The sequence below is a fragment of the Devosia limi DSM 17137 genome (genome assembly GCF_900128975.1).
GTDB lineage: Bacteria > Pseudomonadota > Alphaproteobacteria > Rhizobiales > Devosiaceae > Devosia > Devosia limi.
The window spans coordinates 56,685-74,128 of sequence record NZ_FQVC01000011.1 but is presented as its reverse complement, the minus strand read 5'-3'; the positions used below and the strand labels follow the sequence as shown (position 1 = coordinate 74,128).

Sequence of the window (17,444 nt, the reverse complement as noted above, 5' to 3'; positions counted from 1 at the left end):
TATCGCGGGCAACCATGCCAATCCGGTCGCGCGCAAGCACGGAACGGGAGACAGTCGGGCGTCCGGGGCGATATTCAGATCATTTCTGCGCAGACCTCATGTTGGATGAGGAAGGCTAAAAGAGGCGTGGCCCGGCGTCAACCGCCGGGCCACAGATTTGACTAGGGCTCGAGCTTGCCGGTTTCCGGCGCCTGCTCGGCACTGATCTCGGGTTCGTTGCGGGTCTTCCACAGCGAGAAGGCAACGCCGCCGCCGAGAATGCCCAGCGTGGCCACCAGCGAGAGCAGGGTGTCGATCTTGATGCCCATGGGCACGAGGAAGATCTTGATGCCCACCAGCACCAGCACGATGGCCAGCGAGGTCTGCAGGTAGCGGAAGCGGTTCATCGCCGCGGCCAGGGCGAAGTAGAGCGCGCGCAGCCCGAGAATGGCGAAGATATTGGAGGTGTAGACGATGAAGGTGTCCTGGGTGACGGCGAAAACCGCAGGCACCGAGTCGACAGCAAAGATCAGGTCAACGGCTTCGACCATGATCAGCGCCACGGCCAGCGGGGTCAGGAACAGCACGACCTTGCCGGTCTTGGGATCGGGCTGGCGGACCGTGAACTGACGCCCATGCAACTGCTTGGTGATGCGGAAGCGTTTGCGCAGGAACTTGAAGATCGGGTTCTGCTCGATATCGGGCGCTTCATCCTGATGCTTGAACATCCGGAAGCCGGTGAACACCAGGAAGGCGCCGAAGAAGAACAGGATCCAGTCGAACGAATGGACCAATGCCGCGCCGAGGCCAATCAGGATGGCGCGGAAGGCGATCACGCCGATAATGCCCCAGAACAGCACGCGATGCTGGTAGATGCGGGGAATGGCGAGGAAGCCGAAAATGGTGGCGATGACGAACATATTGTCCATCGCCAGGCTTTGCTCGATCAGATAGCCGGTGAAGAATTCCAGACCAGCCTGCGAGCCGCGGGCCCACCAGACCCAGCCGCCGAAGGCGAGGGCAATGGTGACGTAGAAGCCATAGAGCGTCAGGCTTTCACGCGCAGAGATTTCCTTTTCGTCCTTGTGCAGAATGCCAAGGTCGAAAACCAGTAGTGCGATAACGACAGTGATGAAGGCGACCCAGAAGTAGACGGGGGTGCCCAGAAAATCGCCCGTTAGGGCGCCAAGTAGCGATTCCATCGCCGGACCTTCTCCATGAGAGTTTTGGAGTAGCTCCGACATCACGAAAGCAGATTGCTTTCGCCAGAGGGGCCCGGCGCTACCGGTCCAAATTGGCTAAGTTTACGGGAAAATCAACCCCGTTCTTGCGCGAGGGCGATCAATTTACTCAGCGCGGGGTGCAGAGCATGACGATCGCGTCGCCGGTTTCCAGCTGCACAGCAGGGCCATTAACCGGGTCATTGACCATGCGCCCGGCTTCGATACCGCGGGCGGCGCGCAGCGGGCCATCGTTGAAGCCAACGCCGTCCTGGTAGGGCGTGAGGGCCCCCGTGCCGGAGGATTTGTCACCAAAGATGGTGGAGGCAAAGCCATAGGCCGAGCCATAGATGGTCAGGATACCGGCGCGCATGGCAGTGCCGTCCCGACAGGCCCAATTGCCCCGATATTCCTGGGACATGGCCGGGGTGGCGATCAAGGCGACGGCGATAGCGAGGGGGGCGATTCGGAGCATGGCTGGCAGAGTGCAGGCACCGCGTCGCGCTTTCAAGTGCCGCGCTGCAGCAGGGCGCCGATGACAGGCACTTTGGTGAGTGCCTGCAACAGACGCAGCTTGGTGGGCATGCGATAATCGCGCCGCTTGGAGAAGCCGACAATCTCGGCGCGGTAGACCAGTTCGCCCCGCTGATTGAGCGCGGTCAGACGGTTGAACAGCAGGCCCCAGCCGGGAATGGAATTGGAGGCACGCTTGTCGGTTACCACCAGCTCGTAGGTCACGGTATCGCCGGGGCGGACCGGCACCTTGAACTCCATGGAGTTGACGCCGGGGGAGGGGCCGGAAACGCCGGGCTCCAGGCCCTCTTCGCGCAGGCGATTTTCCTCGGCAAACAGCGCATCGACCATCTTGCGGTGGCCAACGCTGACCGTGTGCCAGCCGCTGGCGATCAGGCCGCCAAAATGGCTGTGCCGGGCCGCCTGGGGATCGATGTGGAAATATTGCGGGTCATACAGCGTGGCGAAGCGGATGATCTCGTCTTGGGAAAAGGTGTGGCTGCCGAGCGGGAAGGGCTCGTCAATGGCGATATCCTCGTACCAGCGGGTCATGCGGCTGCACTCCGGGTTTCGATCAGATTGGCCAGGCGCATGGTCAGCACCGGCTGGCCCTTCTGGTTACGCACATCGAAATCGAGGGTCATGATGCCCCATTGCGGGTGGCTGCTGGAGCGGCGCAATTCGGCAATGGTGACGGTGCCGCCAATGGTGTCGCCGACCATGACCGGATTCTTCCACTTGAGGTTGGAGAAGCCGAGCCCGCCGGCCGAGGCGACCGTGCCGAGGAAGCTGTCGACCAGCATGCGCAGGCTGAGCGCGCCGGTCTGCCAGCCGCTCGAGGCGAGACCGCCGAGCAGGGAGGCCTTGGCGGCTTTCTCGTCGAGATGGAAGGGCAGTGGATCGAATTCGCGCGCGAAGGTCAGGATCATGTCCCTGGTCACAGTGGTGTGGCCAAGGTCGATCACTTCACCCACGGCGAGGTCTTCGAAATGACGGCGGTCTTGCGTTATCGGATTGGGCATTTGCTTTACCTATACGTCAAAGAAGACTGAGGAGGCAACTGCGGCAGGGTGCAGGTAGGCGGGCGTAGGTAGGCGCAGGCGGGCAGAAGGATAGAACGCGATGGGCAGCTGGCAGAGCGGAACGGGCGTGTCTGGCGTCCGTCCTCCTGGGTCGTCACCCTCGGGCTTAACCCGAGGGGTCTTGCTTTGGCCCACAGAGCCCTCGGGTTAAGCCCGAGGGTGGCGATTTGTGGGAGGGGTGACCCGGTGGGTCACCCCAGATTGGCAGGGCCTGGCGGGCAGGGCGCCGGCGGGATCGGGACGGCGGGAGGTCTGGCCATTCGAGCGTAGCTCTCATGGCCTTGGGACCTAAAATCGCTGCACTGGAGCGATTTTGCCGCGTAGCGACCGGTCCTAAGTGTTGAACTTGAACAGCATGACGTCGCCATCCTTAACGACATATTCCTTGCCTTCGTCGCGGGCCTTGCCAGCTTCCTTGGCGGGGACTTCGCCGCCCAGATTGACATAGTCGTCATAGCCGATGGTCTGGGCGCGGATGAAGCCGCGCTCGAAATCGGAGTGGATGACGCCGGCAGCGGCCGGGGCCTTGTCGCCCTTGTGGATGGTCCAGGCGCGGGTTTCCTTGGGGCCGACGGTGAAATAGGTCTGCAGCCCCAAAAGGTCATAGGCCTCACGGATCAGGCGGTTGAGGCCGGGCTCATGCAGGCCAAGCGATTCCAGGTATTCGGCCTGTTCTGCATCGGGAAGCTGGGCCAGCTGGCTTTCGATCTCAGCCGAAATGACCACGACACCGGCACCATTGGCATGGGCATATGCTTCGACGGCCTTGGTCATGGCATTGCCGTTCTCGGCCGAAGCCTCGTCGACATTGCAGACATAGAGCACCGGCTTGGAGGTGAGGAGCTGGAGTTCCTGAAAGGCTTTCTCTTCTTCGGCCGAGCGCTCGACAAAGCGGGCCGACTTGCCTTCGCGCAGCAGCACCAGGGCCCGATCGATCAGCTCGAGCGTAACCTTGGCGTCCTTGTCATTGCCCTTGGCCTTCTTTTCCACGCCGGTGCGGCGCTTCTCGAGGCTTTCGAGGTCGGCGAGCATCAGCTCGGTCTCGACCACTTCGGCGTCGGCCAGCGGGTCCACCTTGTTGGCAACATGGATGATGTTGCCGTCTTCAAAGCAGCGCAGCACATAGGCGATGGCATCGCATTCGCGGATATTGGCGAGAAACTGGTTGCCCAGGCCTTCGCCCTGGGACGCGCCTTTCACCAGGCCCGCAATATCGACAAAGCTCATGCGCGCCGGCAGCACGTTCACCGATTTGCCGATTTCGGCCAGTTTCTGCAGCCGGGCATCGGGCACCGGCACGTCGCCGACATTGGGCTCGATGGTGCAGAACGGGAAATTGGCGGCAGCGGCGGCGGCAGTGCGGGTCAGCGCGTTAAAAAGGGTCGACTTGCCAACATTCGGCAGGCCGACAATGCCCATCTTGAAACCCATGGGAAACTCCGGATTGTGTTGCCCTCCACTTGGTTCGGATCGGGCCATAAGTCAATGCACGCGTGCGGAAACGCCGCGTTGCGCGGTTTTTGAGGGGCACTTCGTAGCCGAAGTGCTTGGCATTTCAGCCGAAGCGCACAGCGCTTCAGCGGGAAATGCTCGGCAACTTCCAAACGGAAGTGCGGGGATGGCGAGGCTTTTGCCCCGAGCGGGTAGTCCGCAATTAAATGAGGCAAGAGCCTCGCCATCGCGCCGGTATTTTCTGCGGGACCGAACCAGGGGCGGCGGTTTTTCAGCCGATACTGACGGTGTCGCCCACCGGGGCAGGACGACTCCCACCCCACCGGCATTCCCCGCACCGACCGTTCGTCGCGACCGCGCAGTAGAAGTGCGGGAATGGGGGTGAGTATGGAGGAGGTGGAAGGGGAGGGGGATAAGTTTTGTTTTTGGTACTTGGCCATCAGTCCTTGCCTGGCTGCCTGCAGCACCCCCACCCTAACCCTCCCCCTCGAGGGGGAGGGGACGCAGACTGAGGGGGCGGTTTTGGGGAGGCCGGCGCGGTGCCGCAACACACACCGCGTCACCCCGGCGAAAGCTGGGGTCCAGTTTGGGGATGCGGAATGAAACTTGAGGCGTTGAGGGCCTGGTTTGGTGACCCACCCCCACAATGGGGTGTGAGGCCGGCCGACGGATTGACGACGAATTTGCAGTCGTCTCCCTCCCCCTTGAGGGGAGGGATCAAGGGTGGGGGTTCTGGGGCTTCAACACGCTCCCGCCTCGCGGCAACCGCAGCACCCCCACCCTGACCCTCCCCCTCGAGGGGGAGGGGACGACGGCTGTTGGGTCGGCGCATCCACACACTCGGCGTCACCCCGGCGAAAGCCGGGGTCCAGTTTGGTATGCGGCAAGGAAACTTGAGGCGTTGAGGGCCTGGTTTGGTGACCCACCTCACAAGGGGGGAGAGGCCGGCCGACGGATTGACGACGAATTTGCAGTCGTCTCCCTCCCCCTTGAGGGGAGGGATCAAGGGTGGGGGTTCTGCGCGCTCCCCACGCTCCCGCCTCGCGACAACCGCAGCCCCCCCACCCTGACCCTCCCCCTCGAGGGGGAGGGGACGACGGCTGTTGGGTCGGCGCATCCACACACTCAGCGTCACCCCGGCGAAAGCCGGGGTCCAGTTTGGTATGCGGCAAGGAAACTGGATCCCGGCTTTCGCCGGGATGACGGCCGGTGGGTGAGGTGGATTGGTTGAAAGGCGAACATTGGGCAGATGGAACCGCAGCAGCCCCACCGTGGCCAGCCATTCGAGCATAGCTCTCATGGCCTTCCGCTCTCAAAAGCGCTCCACTGGAGCGATTTGTCCCTCCGGGTCGTTTGGAAGCCCCTCACGATGGTGGACAGGGCGGCGATTAGCGTGAGCATGCGGGAGGGGGGCTCAGGTCGCTCTGCGGGTGTAGGTCAGGCGCACCACGCCGTTGGTGAAGGTGTGTTGGTCGACCAGGTCGAGGTGGGCGAGGGTGTCGGGGGCGAGGTATTCGGTGCCGGAGCCGAGGGCAAGGGGGAGTACGAAGAGCTCGGCGCGGGTGACGAGGCCGGCAAGGATCATGCGGGTGGCCAATGCGGTGTCGCCGACGATCCAGGCGAGGCCGGGGCGGGCTTCCTGCGCGGCAGCGACCAGGGCGGCGGGATCGTCGGGCGCGGCGATGATGGGGGCGGCGAAATCGGTGAGCGGCTGGTCGGTGGCGACGATGCCTGGAATGTCGCCATAGGGCCAGCTGCCGTTGGCGACGATGCGGTCATAGATGGGGCGGGCAAGGATGACGCTGGCCACGCCGGCGATGAATTCGTGAAAGCCCAGCTCGGCAATGAAATAGGGCCCCTGCCAGGTGCTGGCGCCGCTTTTGTCGGTGATGAAACCATCATTGCTGACGGCCTGGTAGAACACAACCTCATTGCCTGCCATCGCCCTCTCCCCAAAGAGTATTCGCAGTCTGGTGGTGGTCATGCGGCCAGCGCGCCGCGCTCCTGTTCTAGCCCAGTGCGCGGGCGATGCCTATCGCGATCCTCGAGCAATGGCATGGGCGCTCGCGCGGCCGGTGCTAGCCCTTGAACAGCTTCTTGAGCATGTCGGCCATCGGGCCGCTGCTGGGGACGGCCGCTTGCGGCTGGGCCGGGCGGGCGGCGCGGATGTGGCTCTGGGCCTTGGGCGCGTCGGTGGACGCCGGGGCGGGTTTGGCGGGCTTGGCCGGCGCTGGCTCGTCTTCGCCCTTGATGGCAATCGCCAGCTTGTTCATGAAGCCATTGTCGTCGCCGGCCAGCAGCATGTCGGCATGCCTGGCAATGGCATCGAGCAGGGGGGTGAGCCAGACCTGGTCGGCCTTGGCGAAATCGCCGAGGACGTGATGGGTCACCATCTCCCTCGAGCCGGGATGGCCGATACCGAGGCGGACGCGCTTGTAGTTGAGCCCGATCTGGGGATCGATGGAGCGCAGCCCATTGTGGCCGCCATTGCCGCCGCCAATCTTGACGCGGACCTTGCCGGGGGCGAGGTCGAGCTCGTCATAGAGCACGACAATGTCTTCGGGCGGAATTTTGTAGAATTTTGCCACCTGCTGGACGCTGTCGCCCGAGCGGTTCATGAAAGTCTGCGGCTTGAGCAGGATGACGCGCTCGCCGCCGATCTGGCCTTCGGCCAGCAATCCAGCATGCTTGCTCTTCCAGGCGGGGAAGCTGTGCTGGCGGGCAATGGCATCGATGGCCATGAAGCCGATATTGTGGCGATTGCCACGATACTGGTCCCCGGGATTGCCGAGGCCAACGAGCAGTTTCATCAAGGCTGGCTCCAAAAAACAGAGGCGGCCCGAAGGCCGCCTCGATCAGTAGCAGAAGTCTGGCGATCGCGCGATTACTCGGCGGTCGTCTCGGCTTCGGTTTCGCCACCTTCGGACGACTTGAGCGCCGACGGTGCCACCAGGGTCGCGATGGTGAAATCGCGGTCGGTGATCACCGGGGTCACGCCCTTGGGCAGGGTCACGGCCGAGATGTGGATCGAATCGCCGATTTCGGTGCCGGTCAGGTCAACGGTGATCTCTTCCGGGATCGCGTTGGCGGGAGCCGAAACTTCCACAGTGTGACGCACGACGTTCAGCGTGCCGCCGCGCTTCAGGCCCGGGCTCTTCTCTTCATTGATGAAATTCACATGGACTTCAACAGTGAGAGTGGAGTTGGCGCCGACGCGCAGGAAGTCGACATGCAGCGCGAAATCCCTGACGGGATCGAGCTGGTAGTCGCGCGGGATCACGCGGTGCTTGGTGCCGTCGACGTCGAGCTCGATGACGTGCGACAGGAAGCCGCCCGCATAGATGTTCTTCATCGCGTCCTTATAGGAGATCGAGATGGTGACGGGGGGCTTCTTGTCACCGTAGATAACAGCAGGAACGAGTCCCTGACGACGCAGCTCACGAGCGGCCCCCTTGCCCACTCCTTCGCGCGCCTGTGCACTGAGCACCTTAACTTCAGCCATGGAAATATCCATTCTGGTTGGTGTATGCGTCACAACAACAGCATACGCGCCCGTCCTCCAGGGGTGACGAGCGCTTCATGGCGCGGGCTATAAGCCAGATTTCGTCGAGGAACAAGCGGAGTCTCGCGCCGGGCGAGCCCCTACGCGAAAGAATCAGGATGCAGGCGCATAGGGCGCACTTCGCCAAGGGCGCGATTCTAGCGTGGTGGCGGTACACGGATCCCGGCCTGTGCCGGGATGGCATCGTGGATGCGCCTGGGCCGGAGCCCAGCCGAATTAATCGAACAGGCTCGAGACCGATTGTTCGCTGGCGGTACGGGCGATGGCTTCGCCGATCAGCGGCGCGATGGAGAGGCGGCGGATATTGCCGGCGGCGCGCTGCACCTCGGTCTCCTCGATCGAGTCGGTGACCACCAGTTCCTTGAGCATGGAGCCGGCAATGCGCTCGGAAGCGCCGTCGGACAGAACGCCGTGGGTGATATAGGCCGATACTTCCTTGGCGCCGGCCTTGAGCAGGGCCTCGGCGGCGTTGACCAGGGTGCCGCCGGAATCGACGATATCGTCGATCAGGATGCAGGCCTGGCCGGAGACGTCGCCGATGATGTTCATCACCTCGGAAACGCCGGCGCGCGGACGGCGCTTGTCGACGATGGCGAGGTTGGCGCCGATGCGGCCGGCGACATTGCGGGCGCGGATCACGCCGCCAACGTCGGGCGAAACGATCATGACGTTCTTGACGTCATAATTGTCCTGGATGTCGCGCACCATGACTGGCGCAGCGCTGAGGTTGTCGGTGGGGATGTCGAAAAAGCCCTGGATCTGGGAAGCGTGCAGATCGAGCGTCAGGACGCGGTTGGCGCCGGCTTCGGTGATGAGGTTGGATACGAGCTTGGCCGAAATGGGCGTGCGCGGGGCCGATTTACGGTCCTGGCGGGCATAGCCGAAATAGGGGAGGACAGCGGTGATCCGGCGGGCCGAGGAGCGGCGCAGCGCGTCGGTCAGGATCAGCAGTTCCATCAGATTGTCGTTGGCCGGGAAGCTCGTCGACTGCAGGATGAAGACATCCTCGCCGCGGACGTTCTCGTGGACTTCCACATAGACTTCCTTGTCGGCGAAGCGCTTCACCGTACAATCGGTCAGGGGGAGTTCGAGATAGCTGGCGACGGATTGGGCGAGGGCACGGTTGGAGTTGCCGGTGACCAGCTTCATGACGCGATCCTGTGCTCAATATGGCCCCGGGAGAGGGGCGCATCCAGTTTCGGCGCACATGTAGCCGCTGCGCGTCAGACTCGCAACGCAACAAATGGATGATAGCTAATTTGCCTCATGGCAATCCGATGACAGCGATCTGGCGGCCGGTCGTGGTGCCCTGATGGGTGGCATAGCGGTGGGAGAAGTAGCGTTCGGGGGCGCCATAGGTGCAGGCGCCGACCTGTTCGATGCGGGTAATTCCCGCCGTCGCGAGCTGCTCGCGGATAAAGCCGGGCAGGTCAAAGTGCTCGCGCCGCCCTTCCGGCACGAAGAAATGCTTGCCGCCATTGGGGTGCAGAGCCAGGAAATCGGCCAGGAATTGCGGACCGACTTCGTAATTGGGGGCGCTGATGGTGGGGCCGATGGCAGCGACGATGCGGGCGGGATCGGCACCGAGGGCGACCATGGCGGCGATGGTATTGCCGACAATGCCATCGACGGCACCGCGCCAGCCGGCATGGGCGCCGCCGACTATGCCGGCGGCAGAATCGGCAAAGAGAATCGGCGTGCAGTCGGCGGTGAGGATGCCGAGGGCAATGCCGGGCCGGTTGGTGACGAGGGCATCGGCTTCGACACGCGGGCCGGTGGGCGGGGCATCCAGGGTCACGACGCGATTGGAATGGACCTGCCGCAGGATGACGGGTTCGCCGAGGCCGAGGCTGGCGGAGACGATGGCGCGATTGGCGGCGGCAGCCTCGGGGTCATCGCCGCCTGAATCAGAGACGTTGAGCCCGGTATAGACGCCGGTAGAAATGCCGCCCCGACGGCCGAAGAAGCCGTGGCGAATGGTTGGGATGGCGGCGAGCGCCGGGCTTTGCTCGAAGGGGGCGATCATGCCGTGAAACCGGGCGCCTGCAGGCCCGGACTATGGGCGCATAAGACCTTGAACAGCGTGCCCATCTGGTCGGCGTCGACAAGGCGGGCCCTGGCGGAGGCGACATCGGCGGCGGCGCCGGGATTGGCCGATGACAGCGCCCTGGCGCGGTCATTGATGCCCATATTGGTCAGGAACTCGCCCTGGGTGAGCAGGGGCGGCACGGCCAGACCGGCGCGGGCGGCGACATTGCCGAGGGCCTGGAAATCCACCTGGGCGGAGAGATCGACTTCGCCGGGGCTGTCCAGCACGTCGGCATATTGATGGCGGCGCACGCCCTGCAGGGTGTCGCCGGGCTGGGTGCGCGCATAACCGTAATCGATGGCGAGAATAGCTCCGCCCTGGGTCGAGATGGTGTTGGCGAGGCGCGTCATCACCTCGGTGCCGGCCAGGGCGACCTCCAGCACGGCGGTCAGCGGCGCATCGGCGACGGCTTCGGGCATCGAGGTTGGCGGGATCGGGGTTGGCGAGAGACCAAAGGCGCGTTTGCCCTCGATCAGCCCGATCATGCGCTCGTGCCAGCCCTGATCGCTGCGGACGAACTGGCGGATGGGCAGGGCATCGAAAAATTCATTGGCGACCACCAGCAGCGGGCCGCGGCCGACTTTTTCAAAGCTGTCGATCCATTTGGGATCATAGGCTTCAAGGCGCGCATGCTGCTCGGCAATCAGGGTGGGATTGGTCTCGAACAGGCGCAGGTCGAGCGCGTCGCGGAAGCCCTCGGCGCGGCAGGCGACGCGCAGCATATCGGCCATCAGCGTGCCGCGGCCGGGGCCCAGCTCGAGCAGGGTGAATTCCCTGGGGCTGCCCATCTGCTGCCAGAGATTGACGAAGAAGAAGCCGACCAGCTCGCCGAACATCTGGCTGATCTCGGGGGCGGTGATGAAGTCGCCCTTGGCGCCGAGGGGGTCGGCGCCCTTGTAATAGCCCTTGGACGGGTGGGTGAGGCACAGACCCATATAGGTGGCCACCGACATGGGACCCGTGGTGCGGATCTGCATGTCGATAAGCTCGGGGAGGCTGGGGTTCTCGGTCATCGGTGGTCTCCACGAACGGGTGTGGCGGCAGTCAGGAGAAGGCGATACCCGCCGGCGCGGGCATGCCCTGATGGAAGCTGGCCTGGTTCCCCAGAGCCTAGCGAATAGCCGGCTTGCGGGTCATGGCGAAAACGACAAGTCCGACACCGCCGAGCAGGATGGGGAGGCTGAGCACCTGGCCCATGGTGAGCCAGCCGCCATAGAGATAGCCGAGTTGCTCATCGGGCAGGCGCACGAATTCAACGGCGATGCGCGACAGGGCATAGCCAATGGCGAAGATGCCGGCGACGAGGCCGGGGCGGCGCAGGCCATAGGCGATGTGGGTGACGAAGCGAATGACGAGGAACAGCAGCAGGCCCTCAAGCGCGGCTTCATAGAGCTGGCTGGGATGGCGGGCGACCTGCAGCGGATCGGTGGGGAAGACAACGCCCCAGGGCAGGGTGGTGGGCGCACCATATAGCTCGGCATTCACGAAATTGGCGAGGCGACCCAGCATGATGCCGATGGGGGCGACCGCGCCCAGGAGGTCAAGCGTCGACAGCGGATTGCCGCCCTTGTGGCGGGTGAAGATGATGCCGGCGACCATCAGCCCGATCATGCCGCCGTGATAGGACATGCCGCCATCGAGGGTGTTGAACACCTGCATGGGATTGGCGGCGTAGAAGGGCAGGTTGTAAAACAGCACATAGCCAATGCGGCCGCCGATCACGATGGACAGCATGGCCCAGAAGGCGAAATCCCAGGCTTCGGCCGGCTGGAACGGCGGAGCATTATTGGCCCAGAGCGATTTGCGCGACAACAGGCGCATGGCGTACAGCGCCCCCAGGCCCACGCCGACCAGATAGGCCAAGGCATACCAGCGGACAGCAAACGGGCCGATTGCAAAGGCGATGGGGTCGATATCGGGAAAGGGCAAGGCGTGCTCCGCACTGGGTGCTGACATAGGTGGTGAGCCGGGCTGTCGATGGCAACCGGTCGGCGCGGACCATCGCCGGTTCGGCGGTCTGCGGTCAAGCCGGGCTCGCGCGGTCTTGTATGCCGCATGGTCGCGGCGGAAAACCGGTTTCCACTTTTGCACCCGATGCATTACATATCAGAGCAAGACGCCGCTTTGCCGGCCAACACGATATTTGAGGTTTGCCATGAGCCAGAACAACAGGATCTTCGACGATCTCGGCCGCCTGATGAATGAAGCGGCTGGCGTGGCCGATGGCGTGCGCCGGGAAGTGGAGACCGCGGTCAAGTCGCAGACCCAGCGTTTCGTCGCCGACATGGACCTGGTCAAGCGCGAGGATTTCGACGCGCTGCGCGAGCTGGTGCAGGTGCAGGGCGAGGAAATCGACGCGTTGCGCCAGGAACTGGCGGCGCTCAAGGCTGAGCCCAAGGCCAAGACCAAGTCGACCTAAGGCTTGCGCTTCGCTGTCATCTCCGATGTGCATGGCAACAGGCTGGCGCTCGATGCCGTGCTGGACGATATCGCCCGGCTGGGTGTCGACGCGGTGTTGTGCCTGGGTGACCATGTCAGCGGACCGATGGACCCGGCAGGCGCTGCCGCGCGGCTGATGGCGCTGCCAGGGCCGATCATTGTCGGCAATCACGACCGCTGGGTGCTCGAGGCGATGCCGCAGCGGGCTATTGATCGCTTTGCGCGGTCGCGGCTGAACCCGGCGCAGCTGGATTGGTTGCGAACCATGCCGGCCGAAGCCGTGCAGGCCGGCGAGGTGTTCCTTTGTCACGGCATCCCCGGCGACGACAATGCGCCCTGGCTGGACAATTTCTTCGATGGCCGGACGACGACGCTGCCGAGCGAGGCGGAGGTGGCGGCTTTAGCCGATGGCCGCGATTTCCCGGTGCTGCTGTGTGGCCATAGCCATGTGGCGCGCTTCGTGCGGCTGCGCGATGGGCGGATCATCGTCAATCCGGGCTCGGTCGGCATGCAATTGGTGCATGGGGCGCCCGATGCGCGCTATGCCATCATCGAGCGGCGGGGCGGGGGCTGGACCGCAGAACTGCGGATCGTCCGATATGACTGGGATGGTGCGGCCCGGCAGGCGCTGGACAACGGCTTTCCCCAATGGGCCGAGGTGCTGACGACGGGCTGGGCCGGGCCCGAAATGCTTGGCTAGAGCAAATAACGGGCGCGCCGCGCGCAGTTTCCAAGCAAAGCGTCCTGAATTCGTGCAGTTGTGATGGGCGTTCGGCCCGTCTGTTAACGGCTTGTTAACGCTCGCAGTCCGATCATCCACAAGAGATTGGCGTCCTGAACCGGCCGCGCGTCCCCTGAATCAGTGGAGCGGTGTAGGGTCAAAACATCAGGACGATTCGTAAGCTCTCATGCGTGCGGTAAGTTCCCTGAGTACCCTGAATCTGTCGGCTTTGCGGCCGCTCCCGATCACGCGCTCCCAGGACGGAACCCGTCAATGTCACTTCTACAGATCGAGCCCGATCGCACTGTCCATCCGGTGGACATCATCGAGCATATCGCATCGATCAATGACTGGACTTTCGAACGCCAGGACGCCGACGAAATCTCGATTTCGGTGCGCGGCGGCTGGAGCGACTATCACGTCTCGTTCAACTGGATGGAAGATCTTGAATCGCTGCATATTGCCTGCGCGTTCGATCTGAAAGTGCCAGAGGGGCGGCGCAACGAAATCAAGCAATTGATCTCACTGATCAATGAGCAGCTGTGGATCGGCCATTTCGACATCTGGAACAAGGAAGGCGTGGTGCTGTTCCGCAACTCGCACCTGTTGACCGGTGGCGCCGAAGTGTCGCCGCAGCAATGCGAAGCACTCTTGCGCTCGGCTACCGATAGCTGCGATCTATATTACCAGGCGTTCCAGTTCGTCGTCTGGGCGGGCAAGTCCGCTGCCGATGCACTGAGCCATGTAATGTTTGAAACGGTGGGTGAAGCATGAGCGTATCTCTCCGCACGATTGGTCCCGTGATGCTGGTTGGTGCCGGCAAGATGGGACTGGCCCTGGCGCGCGGCTGGCTGGATGCCGGCCTGGCCCCGAGCAACCTGGTGCTGGTCGATCCGTCGCCGAGCCCGGAAGCAAGGGCACTGGCCGCAGATTACGAACTGCCATTGCACGCCGAAGGCGCGGGGCTGCTGCCCAATGTGCTGGTTCTGGCGGTCAAGCCGCAGATCATCGATGCTGTGATGGAAACGCTGCAGCCGGTTATCGGCCCGCAAACGCTGGTGGTTTCGATTGCCGCCGGGATCGACATTGCGCGGCTGACGCGCGGCATGGATAGCGGGCGGGTGGTGCGCACCATGCCCAATACCCCGGCACAGATCGGCAAGGGTGTTACCGGCGCGGTTGCCGGCCCCGATGTTGACGCCGATGAACGCGCGACGGTCGATGCGCTGCTGGCGGCTGCCGGCATGGTCGTCTGGCTCGATAGCGAAGGCGACCTGGATGCGCTGACCGGGGTTTCGGGCTCGGGTCCGGCCTATGTGTTCAATATGGTCGAGGCGATGGCGGCTGCCGGTGTGCAGCAGGGCCTGTCGCCGGAGATCGCGATGAAGCTGGCGCGCCAGACGGTGATCGGCGCGGCCGCCCTGATGGAAGCCGAACCAGCCGTGCCGGCGGAAACGCTGCGCAAGAATGTGACCTCGCCCAATGGCACGACGGCCGCGGCGCTGGCCGTGCTGATGGCCGATGACGGGCTGACGCCGTTGATGGAGCGGGCCGTGGCCGCCGCGCGCAAGCGGACCGAGGAGCTGGGGCGCGCCTAGGCGCGGCCAGCGCCGCAGGCTGACATCGGACATTGCTGAACTTGCGTATCCTGCGCCGGTGATTTCCGCCGGCGCGAGGAGCACCCGATGGTGGCTGGCTAGGCCTGCCGCGATCCCTCAGCCTGCGCTCAAGGGGGCGGTCCCGGCAATTGTGGACCCGGCTATTGCCAGCGCGCCCTGGCGTCGTCGTCGGCGGACTTGGCTTCGACCCAGTGGGTGCCGGCGGGGGTGGTTTCCTGTTTCCAGAACGGGGCGTCGGTCTTGAGGTGGTCCATCAGCAGCTGGGCGGCATCGAAGGCGGCCTGGCGGTGGGGGGCAGAAGCCATGACCTGGACGATGGGTTCACCGGGCAGCATGCGGCCATAGCGGTGAATAATGGTGACGTCGGCCAGGGCGAAGCGGGACTGGGCGGCGGCCGCGATGGCGGTGAGCTGGTTTATGGCCAGTTCGGGATAGCATTCCAGCGTCAGGGACAGGATCGAATCGTTGGGCATGGAGCGCACGAGGCCGGTGAAGGTGGCGACGGCACCGGCATGGGCGGCCCGGGCGATGAAGGCATTGGCCTCCGCACCGGGATCGAGTGGAGCCTGGGTGACGCGGATGTCCAAGTCAGCCTCCCGTCATCGGGGGGAACAGGGCGACGACCTTGGCGCCGGCCAAGGGCGTATCGTGGCTGACCAGCCTGGCATCGAGCGCGGTCTTGATCAGCGCGCGTTTCTCGAAAGCGAGGGCGGCGGCCTCGTCGCGGTCGGCCAGCCAGGAGATCAGGTCGGCAATGGTGAGGATATCGGCGGGAAGATCGACCTCTTCCTCGCCGCGATTGAGGCGTTCGCGCAGCCAGGCGAAATAGAGGATTTTCACTGCTGTTCGCCCGAGAGGTGCGGCCAGCTGGCGCGCAGATATTGCCAACCGGTCCAGACGGTCAGGATGCCCGCGACCCAGAGTACGATATCGCTGACCAGGCCCAGGCCGGGCAGGATCCGCTCAAGCATGACGATGGCAAGGGCGACCAGCTGGGCGGTGGTTTTCCACTTGGCCAGGGTGCTGACGGGGAGCACGACCTTGGTATTGCCGAGGAATTCGCGCAGGCCCGAGATGAAGAATTCGCGGAACAGGATGGCAATGACCGGGATCATGTCCCAGCCCGAAAAGCTGCCATCCCAGGCGAGCGCGGCGATGACGATGCCGACGAGGAGCTTGTCGGCGATCGGATCGAGCATGCGGCCGAGGGGAGAGACCTGGTTCCACTTGCGGGCCAGATAGCCGTCGAGCCAGTCGCTGGCAGCAGCCACGACATAGAGAACGAGCGCGACGATGCGCAGGCCGATATCGCCGGTCATGAGCAGCCAGACGATCAGCGGGATCGTCGCGATACGGGCGATGGTGATGATATTGGGGATCGATGTCAGCGGTGATTTGGCCATGGCCGGAGACAACAGGATTGGCGGGGGAGGGTCAAGCCAGCAATGTGATGAAGCAGGGGGCGGACTTGATCCGGGGACCGGTCAAAGCGCGTCTCGGGGTGAGAGTGGCCCGCGGATCAAGTCCGCGGGCGGCACGGTGAGCCTAGGCGACGGCCTGGTTGGTGGCGGCGCGGCGGCGGGTGACGGCGTCGGCCAGGGCTTCGAGCGCTGCGACGGTGGTGTCCCAATCGATGCAGCCATCGGTGATCGACTGGCCATAGACCAGGTCCTGGCCGGGGACGAGGTCCTGGCGGCCGGCGACGAGGTTGGACTCGATCATCACGCCGATGATGCGGCGATCACCGGCAGCGATCTGGGCGCCGATATCGGCGAGGACGGCGGGCTGGTTCTCGGGCTTTTTGGACGAATTGGCGTGGCTGGCGTCGATCATCACCACGGGGGCAATGCCAGCCTTTTCGGCGTCCTTGCAGGCGGCATCGACGCTGGTGGCGTCGAAATTGGTGGTTTTGCCGCCGCGCAGGATGATGTGGCAGTCCTCATTGCCGGTGGTGGTGGCAATGGCGGAGCGGCCGGACTTGGTGACGGCGAGGAAGTGGTGCGGCTGGCTCGATGACTTCACGGCATCAAGGGCGATGCGGACATTGCCATCGGTGCCGTTCTTGAAGCCAACCGGGCAGGAGAGCCCCGAGGCCAGCTCGCGGTGGATCTGGCTTTCGGTGGTGCGGGCGCCGATGGCGGCCCAGCTGACCAGGTCGGCAATGTATTGCGGGGTAGTCATGTCGAGGAATTCGCACGCCGCCGGCAGGCCGAGATTGTTCACATCGAGCAGAAGATTGCGCGCCACGCGGAGCCCGTGATCGATGTCGAAGCTGCCATCGAGACTGGGATCGTTGATCAAGCCCTTCCAACCCACCGTGGTGCGGGGCTTTTCGAAATAGACGCGCATGATGATTTCGAGCCGGTCGCCGAGCGTCTCGCGCAGCGCCGCCAGCCGCCGGGCATAATCGAGGGCTGCGAGGGGATCGTGGATCGAGCAGGGCCCGACGACAACGGCCAGCCGGTCATCGCCGCCATGCTGGATATTATGGAAGGCGTGGCGCGCAGAGATGACTGTGCGGGTCGCCGCATCGGTGCGGGGATGCTGTCGCATCACCTCGATGGGGGTGGTCAATTCCTGAATGGCGCTGATGCGCAGGTCGTCGGTGGATTTCAGCACGGCGTGGGCTCCTGGTGGGTGGGCCAAACGGCGGGCAATAAAAAAGCCGCCAGTTTGGCTGGCGGCGGCATATTGGGTTTTTTGGTACTTGTCGTTTAGACCAAGCGCGTCCCTGCCTCCGCCAGCATCGGATAGCTAAAATACCAAAA

General features: G+C 64.0%; 20 protein-coding genes. 4 read left to right on the top strand and 16 right to left on the bottom strand.

The genetic code is table 11. From position 1 onward, the window contains the following. Nucleotides 1-161 precede the first annotated feature (161 nt). The 12 genes from BUA69_RS16175 to lgt all read right to left on the bottom strand — a co-directional run bounded on the left by BUA69_RS16175 (nt 162) and on the right by lgt (nt 11,826). The gene (locus BUA69_RS16175; RefSeq protein ID WP_046134223.1) at nt 162-1,181 is read right to left on the bottom strand and encodes a TerC family protein; all 1,020 of its coding nucleotides are present in this window, start codon (nt 1,179-1,181) and stop codon (nt 162-164) included. A 148-nt stretch (nt 1,182-1,329) separates the two neighbouring features. Then, nucleotides 1,330-1,674: a hypothetical protein gene (locus tag BUA69_RS16170; RefSeq protein ID WP_046134222.1), complete on the bottom strand. Its 345-nt coding sequence runs from the start codon at nt 1,672-1,674 to the stop codon at nt 1,330-1,332. A 32-nt stretch (nt 1,675-1,706) separates the two neighbouring features. After that, nucleotides 1,707-2,264 carry a MaoC family dehydratase gene (locus BUA69_RS16165; RefSeq protein ID WP_052950403.1) on the bottom strand — a complete coding sequence of 186 codons (558 nt, stop codon included), beginning with the start codon at nt 2,262-2,264 and terminating at the stop codon, nt 1,707-1,709. After that, nucleotides 2,261-2,734, bottom strand: coding sequence for a MaoC family dehydratase (locus BUA69_RS16160; RefSeq protein WP_046134221.1), 474 nt, complete (start codon nt 2,732-2,734; stop codon nt 2,261-2,263). The genes BUA69_RS16165 and BUA69_RS16160 overlap by 4 nt, the downstream gene beginning before the upstream one ends. A gap of 393 nt (nt 2,735-3,127) precedes the next feature. After that, nucleotides 3,128-4,225 (bottom strand): redox-regulated ATPase YchF, encoded by a 1,098-nt coding sequence (gene ychF / locus BUA69_RS16155; protein WP_046134220.1) that lies wholly within the window; start codon nt 4,223-4,225, stop codon nt 3,128-3,130. Between the two features lie 1,435 nt (nt 4,226-5,660). Next, nucleotides 5,661-6,188 (bottom strand): dihydrofolate reductase family protein, encoded by a 528-nt coding sequence (locus tag BUA69_RS16140; protein ID WP_046133377.1) that lies wholly within the window; start codon nt 6,186-6,188, stop codon nt 5,661-5,663. Nucleotides 6,189-6,324: 136 nt separating this feature from the next. After that, nucleotides 6,325-7,056 (bottom strand): aminoacyl-tRNA hydrolase, encoded by a 732-nt coding sequence (pth, locus tag BUA69_RS16135; RefSeq protein WP_046133376.1) that lies wholly within the window; start codon nt 7,054-7,056, stop codon nt 6,325-6,327. Nucleotides 7,057-7,130: 74 nt separating this feature from the next. Further along, the gene (locus BUA69_RS16130) at nt 7,131-7,748 is read right to left on the bottom strand and encodes a 50S ribosomal protein L25/general stress protein Ctc (RefSeq protein ID WP_046133464.1); all 618 of its coding nucleotides are present in this window, start codon (nt 7,746-7,748) and stop codon (nt 7,131-7,133) included. Between the two features lie 276 nt (nt 7,749-8,024). Next, on the bottom strand, nt 8,025-8,957 hold the full coding sequence (locus tag BUA69_RS16125) for a ribose-phosphate pyrophosphokinase (RefSeq protein ID WP_046133375.1): 933 nt from the start codon (nt 8,955-8,957) through the stop codon (nt 8,025-8,027). Between the two features lie 115 nt (nt 8,958-9,072). Beyond that, nucleotides 9,073-9,834 (bottom strand): peptidoglycan editing factor PgeF, encoded by a 762-nt coding sequence (gene pgeF, locus BUA69_RS16120; RefSeq protein WP_046133374.1) that lies wholly within the window; start codon nt 9,832-9,834, stop codon nt 9,073-9,075. After that, nucleotides 9,831-10,910: a class I SAM-dependent methyltransferase gene (locus tag BUA69_RS16115; RefSeq protein WP_046133373.1), complete on the bottom strand. Its 1,080-nt coding sequence runs from the start codon at nt 10,908-10,910 to the stop codon at nt 9,831-9,833. Before BUA69_RS16115 ends, pgeF begins: the two co-directional genes overlap by 4 nt. A 97-nt stretch (nt 10,911-11,007) precedes the next feature. Then, entirely contained in the window at nt 11,008-11,826 is an 819-nt protein-coding gene (lgt, locus tag BUA69_RS16110; RefSeq protein WP_244468666.1) for a prolipoprotein diacylglyceryl transferase, read from the bottom strand. 226 nt (nt 11,827-12,052) lie between these two features. Here lgt and BUA69_RS16105 point away from each other — a divergent pair, with 226 nt between their 5' ends. The 4 genes from BUA69_RS16105 (at nt 12,053) to proC (ending at nt 14,655) form a co-directional block, all read left to right on the top strand. Then, on the top strand, nt 12,053-12,316 hold the full coding sequence (locus tag BUA69_RS16105; RefSeq protein WP_046133371.1) for an accessory factor UbiK family protein: 264 nt from the start codon (nt 12,053-12,055) through the stop codon (nt 12,314-12,316). 3 nt (nt 12,317-12,319) lie between these two features. Beyond that, complete coding sequence (locus BUA69_RS16100; protein WP_046133370.1) at nt 12,320-13,036, top strand: metallophosphoesterase family protein; 717 nt, start codon at nt 12,320-12,322, stop codon at nt 13,034-13,036. Nucleotides 13,037-13,330: 294 nt separating this feature from the next. Next, complete coding sequence (locus tag BUA69_RS16095; RefSeq protein ID WP_046133369.1) at nt 13,331-13,831, top strand: type III secretion system chaperone family protein; 501 nt, start codon at nt 13,331-13,333, stop codon at nt 13,829-13,831. Further along, a complete protein-coding gene (gene proC, locus BUA69_RS16090) occupies nt 13,828-14,655 on the top strand; it encodes a pyrroline-5-carboxylate reductase (RefSeq protein ID WP_046133368.1) in 828 nt (275 codons plus the stop codon). The genes BUA69_RS16095 and proC overlap by 4 nt, the downstream gene beginning before the upstream one ends. Nucleotides 14,656-14,816: 161 nt before the next feature. Here proC and BUA69_RS16085 read toward each other — a convergent pair whose 3' ends face one another. The 4 genes from BUA69_RS16085 to BUA69_RS16070 form a co-directional block, all read right to left on the bottom strand. Next, on the bottom strand, nt 14,817-15,263 hold the full coding sequence (locus BUA69_RS16085; RefSeq protein ID WP_046133367.1) for a molybdenum cofactor biosynthesis protein MoaE: 447 nt from the start codon (nt 15,261-15,263) through the stop codon (nt 14,817-14,819). 1 nt (nt 15,264) lies between these two features. Next, complete coding sequence (moaD, locus tag BUA69_RS16080) at nt 15,265-15,516, bottom strand: molybdopterin converting factor subunit 1 (RefSeq protein WP_046133366.1); 252 nt, start codon at nt 15,514-15,516, stop codon at nt 15,265-15,267. Next, nucleotides 15,513-16,079, bottom strand: a complete 567-nt coding sequence (gene pgsA / locus BUA69_RS16075) for a CDP-diacylglycerol--glycerol-3-phosphate 3-phosphatidyltransferase (protein WP_046133365.1) — start codon at nt 16,077-16,079, stop codon at nt 15,513-15,515. The genes moaD and pgsA overlap by 4 nt, the downstream gene beginning before the upstream one ends. 142 nt (nt 16,080-16,221) lie before the next feature. Continuing rightward, the gene (locus BUA69_RS16070; protein WP_046133364.1) at nt 16,222-17,295 is read right to left on the bottom strand and encodes a 3-deoxy-7-phosphoheptulonate synthase; all 1,074 of its coding nucleotides are present in this window, start codon (nt 17,293-17,295) and stop codon (nt 16,222-16,224) included. Nucleotides 17,296-17,444: the final 149 nt, after the last annotated feature.

What these genes read in the sequence shown, in the direction of transcription:
- BUA69_RS16140 (WP_046133377.1), bottom strand. Translation starts at nt 6,188, where the DNA reads ATGGCAGGCAATGAGGTTGTGTTCTACCAGGCCGTCAGCAATGATGGT.
- pgeF (WP_046133374.1), bottom strand. Translation starts at nt 9,834, where the DNA reads ATGATCGCCCCCTTCGAGCAAAGCCCGGCGCTCGCCGCCATCCCAACC.
- BUA69_RS16165 (WP_052950403.1), bottom strand. Translation starts at nt 2,264, where the DNA reads ATGACCCGCTGGTACGAGGATATCGCCATTGACGAGCCCTTCCCGCTC.
- BUA69_RS16130 (WP_046133464.1), bottom strand. Translation starts at nt 7,748, where the DNA reads ATGGCTGAAGTTAAGGTGCTCAGTGCACAGGCGCGCGAAGGAGTGGGC.
- BUA69_RS16170 (WP_046134222.1), bottom strand. Translation starts at nt 1,674, where the DNA reads ATGCTCCGAATCGCCCCCCTCGCTATCGCCGTCGCCTTGATCGCCACC.
- pgsA (WP_046133365.1), bottom strand. Translation starts at nt 16,079, where the DNA reads ATGGCCAAATCACCGCTGACATCGATCCCCAATATCATCACCATCGCC.
- BUA69_RS16175 (WP_046134223.1), bottom strand. Translation starts at nt 1,181, where the DNA reads ATGGAATCGCTACTTGGCGCCCTAACGGGCGATTTTCTGGGCACCCCC.
- proC (WP_046133368.1), top strand. Translation starts at nt 13,828, where the DNA reads ATGAGCGTATCTCTCCGCACGATTGGTCCCGTGATGCTGGTTGGTGCC.
- BUA69_RS16105 (WP_046133371.1), top strand. Translation starts at nt 12,053, where the DNA reads ATGAGCCAGAACAACAGGATCTTCGACGATCTCGGCCGCCTGATGAAT.
- BUA69_RS16160 (WP_046134221.1), bottom strand. Translation starts at nt 2,734, where the DNA reads ATGCCCAATCCGATAACGCAAGACCGCCGTCATTTCGAAGACCTCGCC.
- BUA69_RS16115 (WP_046133373.1), bottom strand. Translation starts at nt 10,910, where the DNA reads ATGACCGAGAACCCCAGCCTCCCCGAGCTTATCGACATGCAGATCCGC.
- ychF (WP_046134220.1), bottom strand. Translation starts at nt 4,225, where the DNA reads ATGGGTTTCAAGATGGGCATTGTCGGCCTGCCGAATGTTGGCAAGTCG.
- pth (WP_046133376.1), bottom strand. Translation starts at nt 7,056, where the DNA reads ATGAAACTGCTCGTTGGCCTCGGCAATCCCGGGGACCAGTATCGTGGC.
- BUA69_RS16095 (WP_046133369.1), top strand. Translation starts at nt 13,331, where the DNA reads ATGTCACTTCTACAGATCGAGCCCGATCGCACTGTCCATCCGGTGGAC.
- BUA69_RS16125 (WP_046133375.1), bottom strand. Translation starts at nt 8,957, where the DNA reads ATGAAGCTGGTCACCGGCAACTCCAACCGTGCCCTCGCCCAATCCGTC.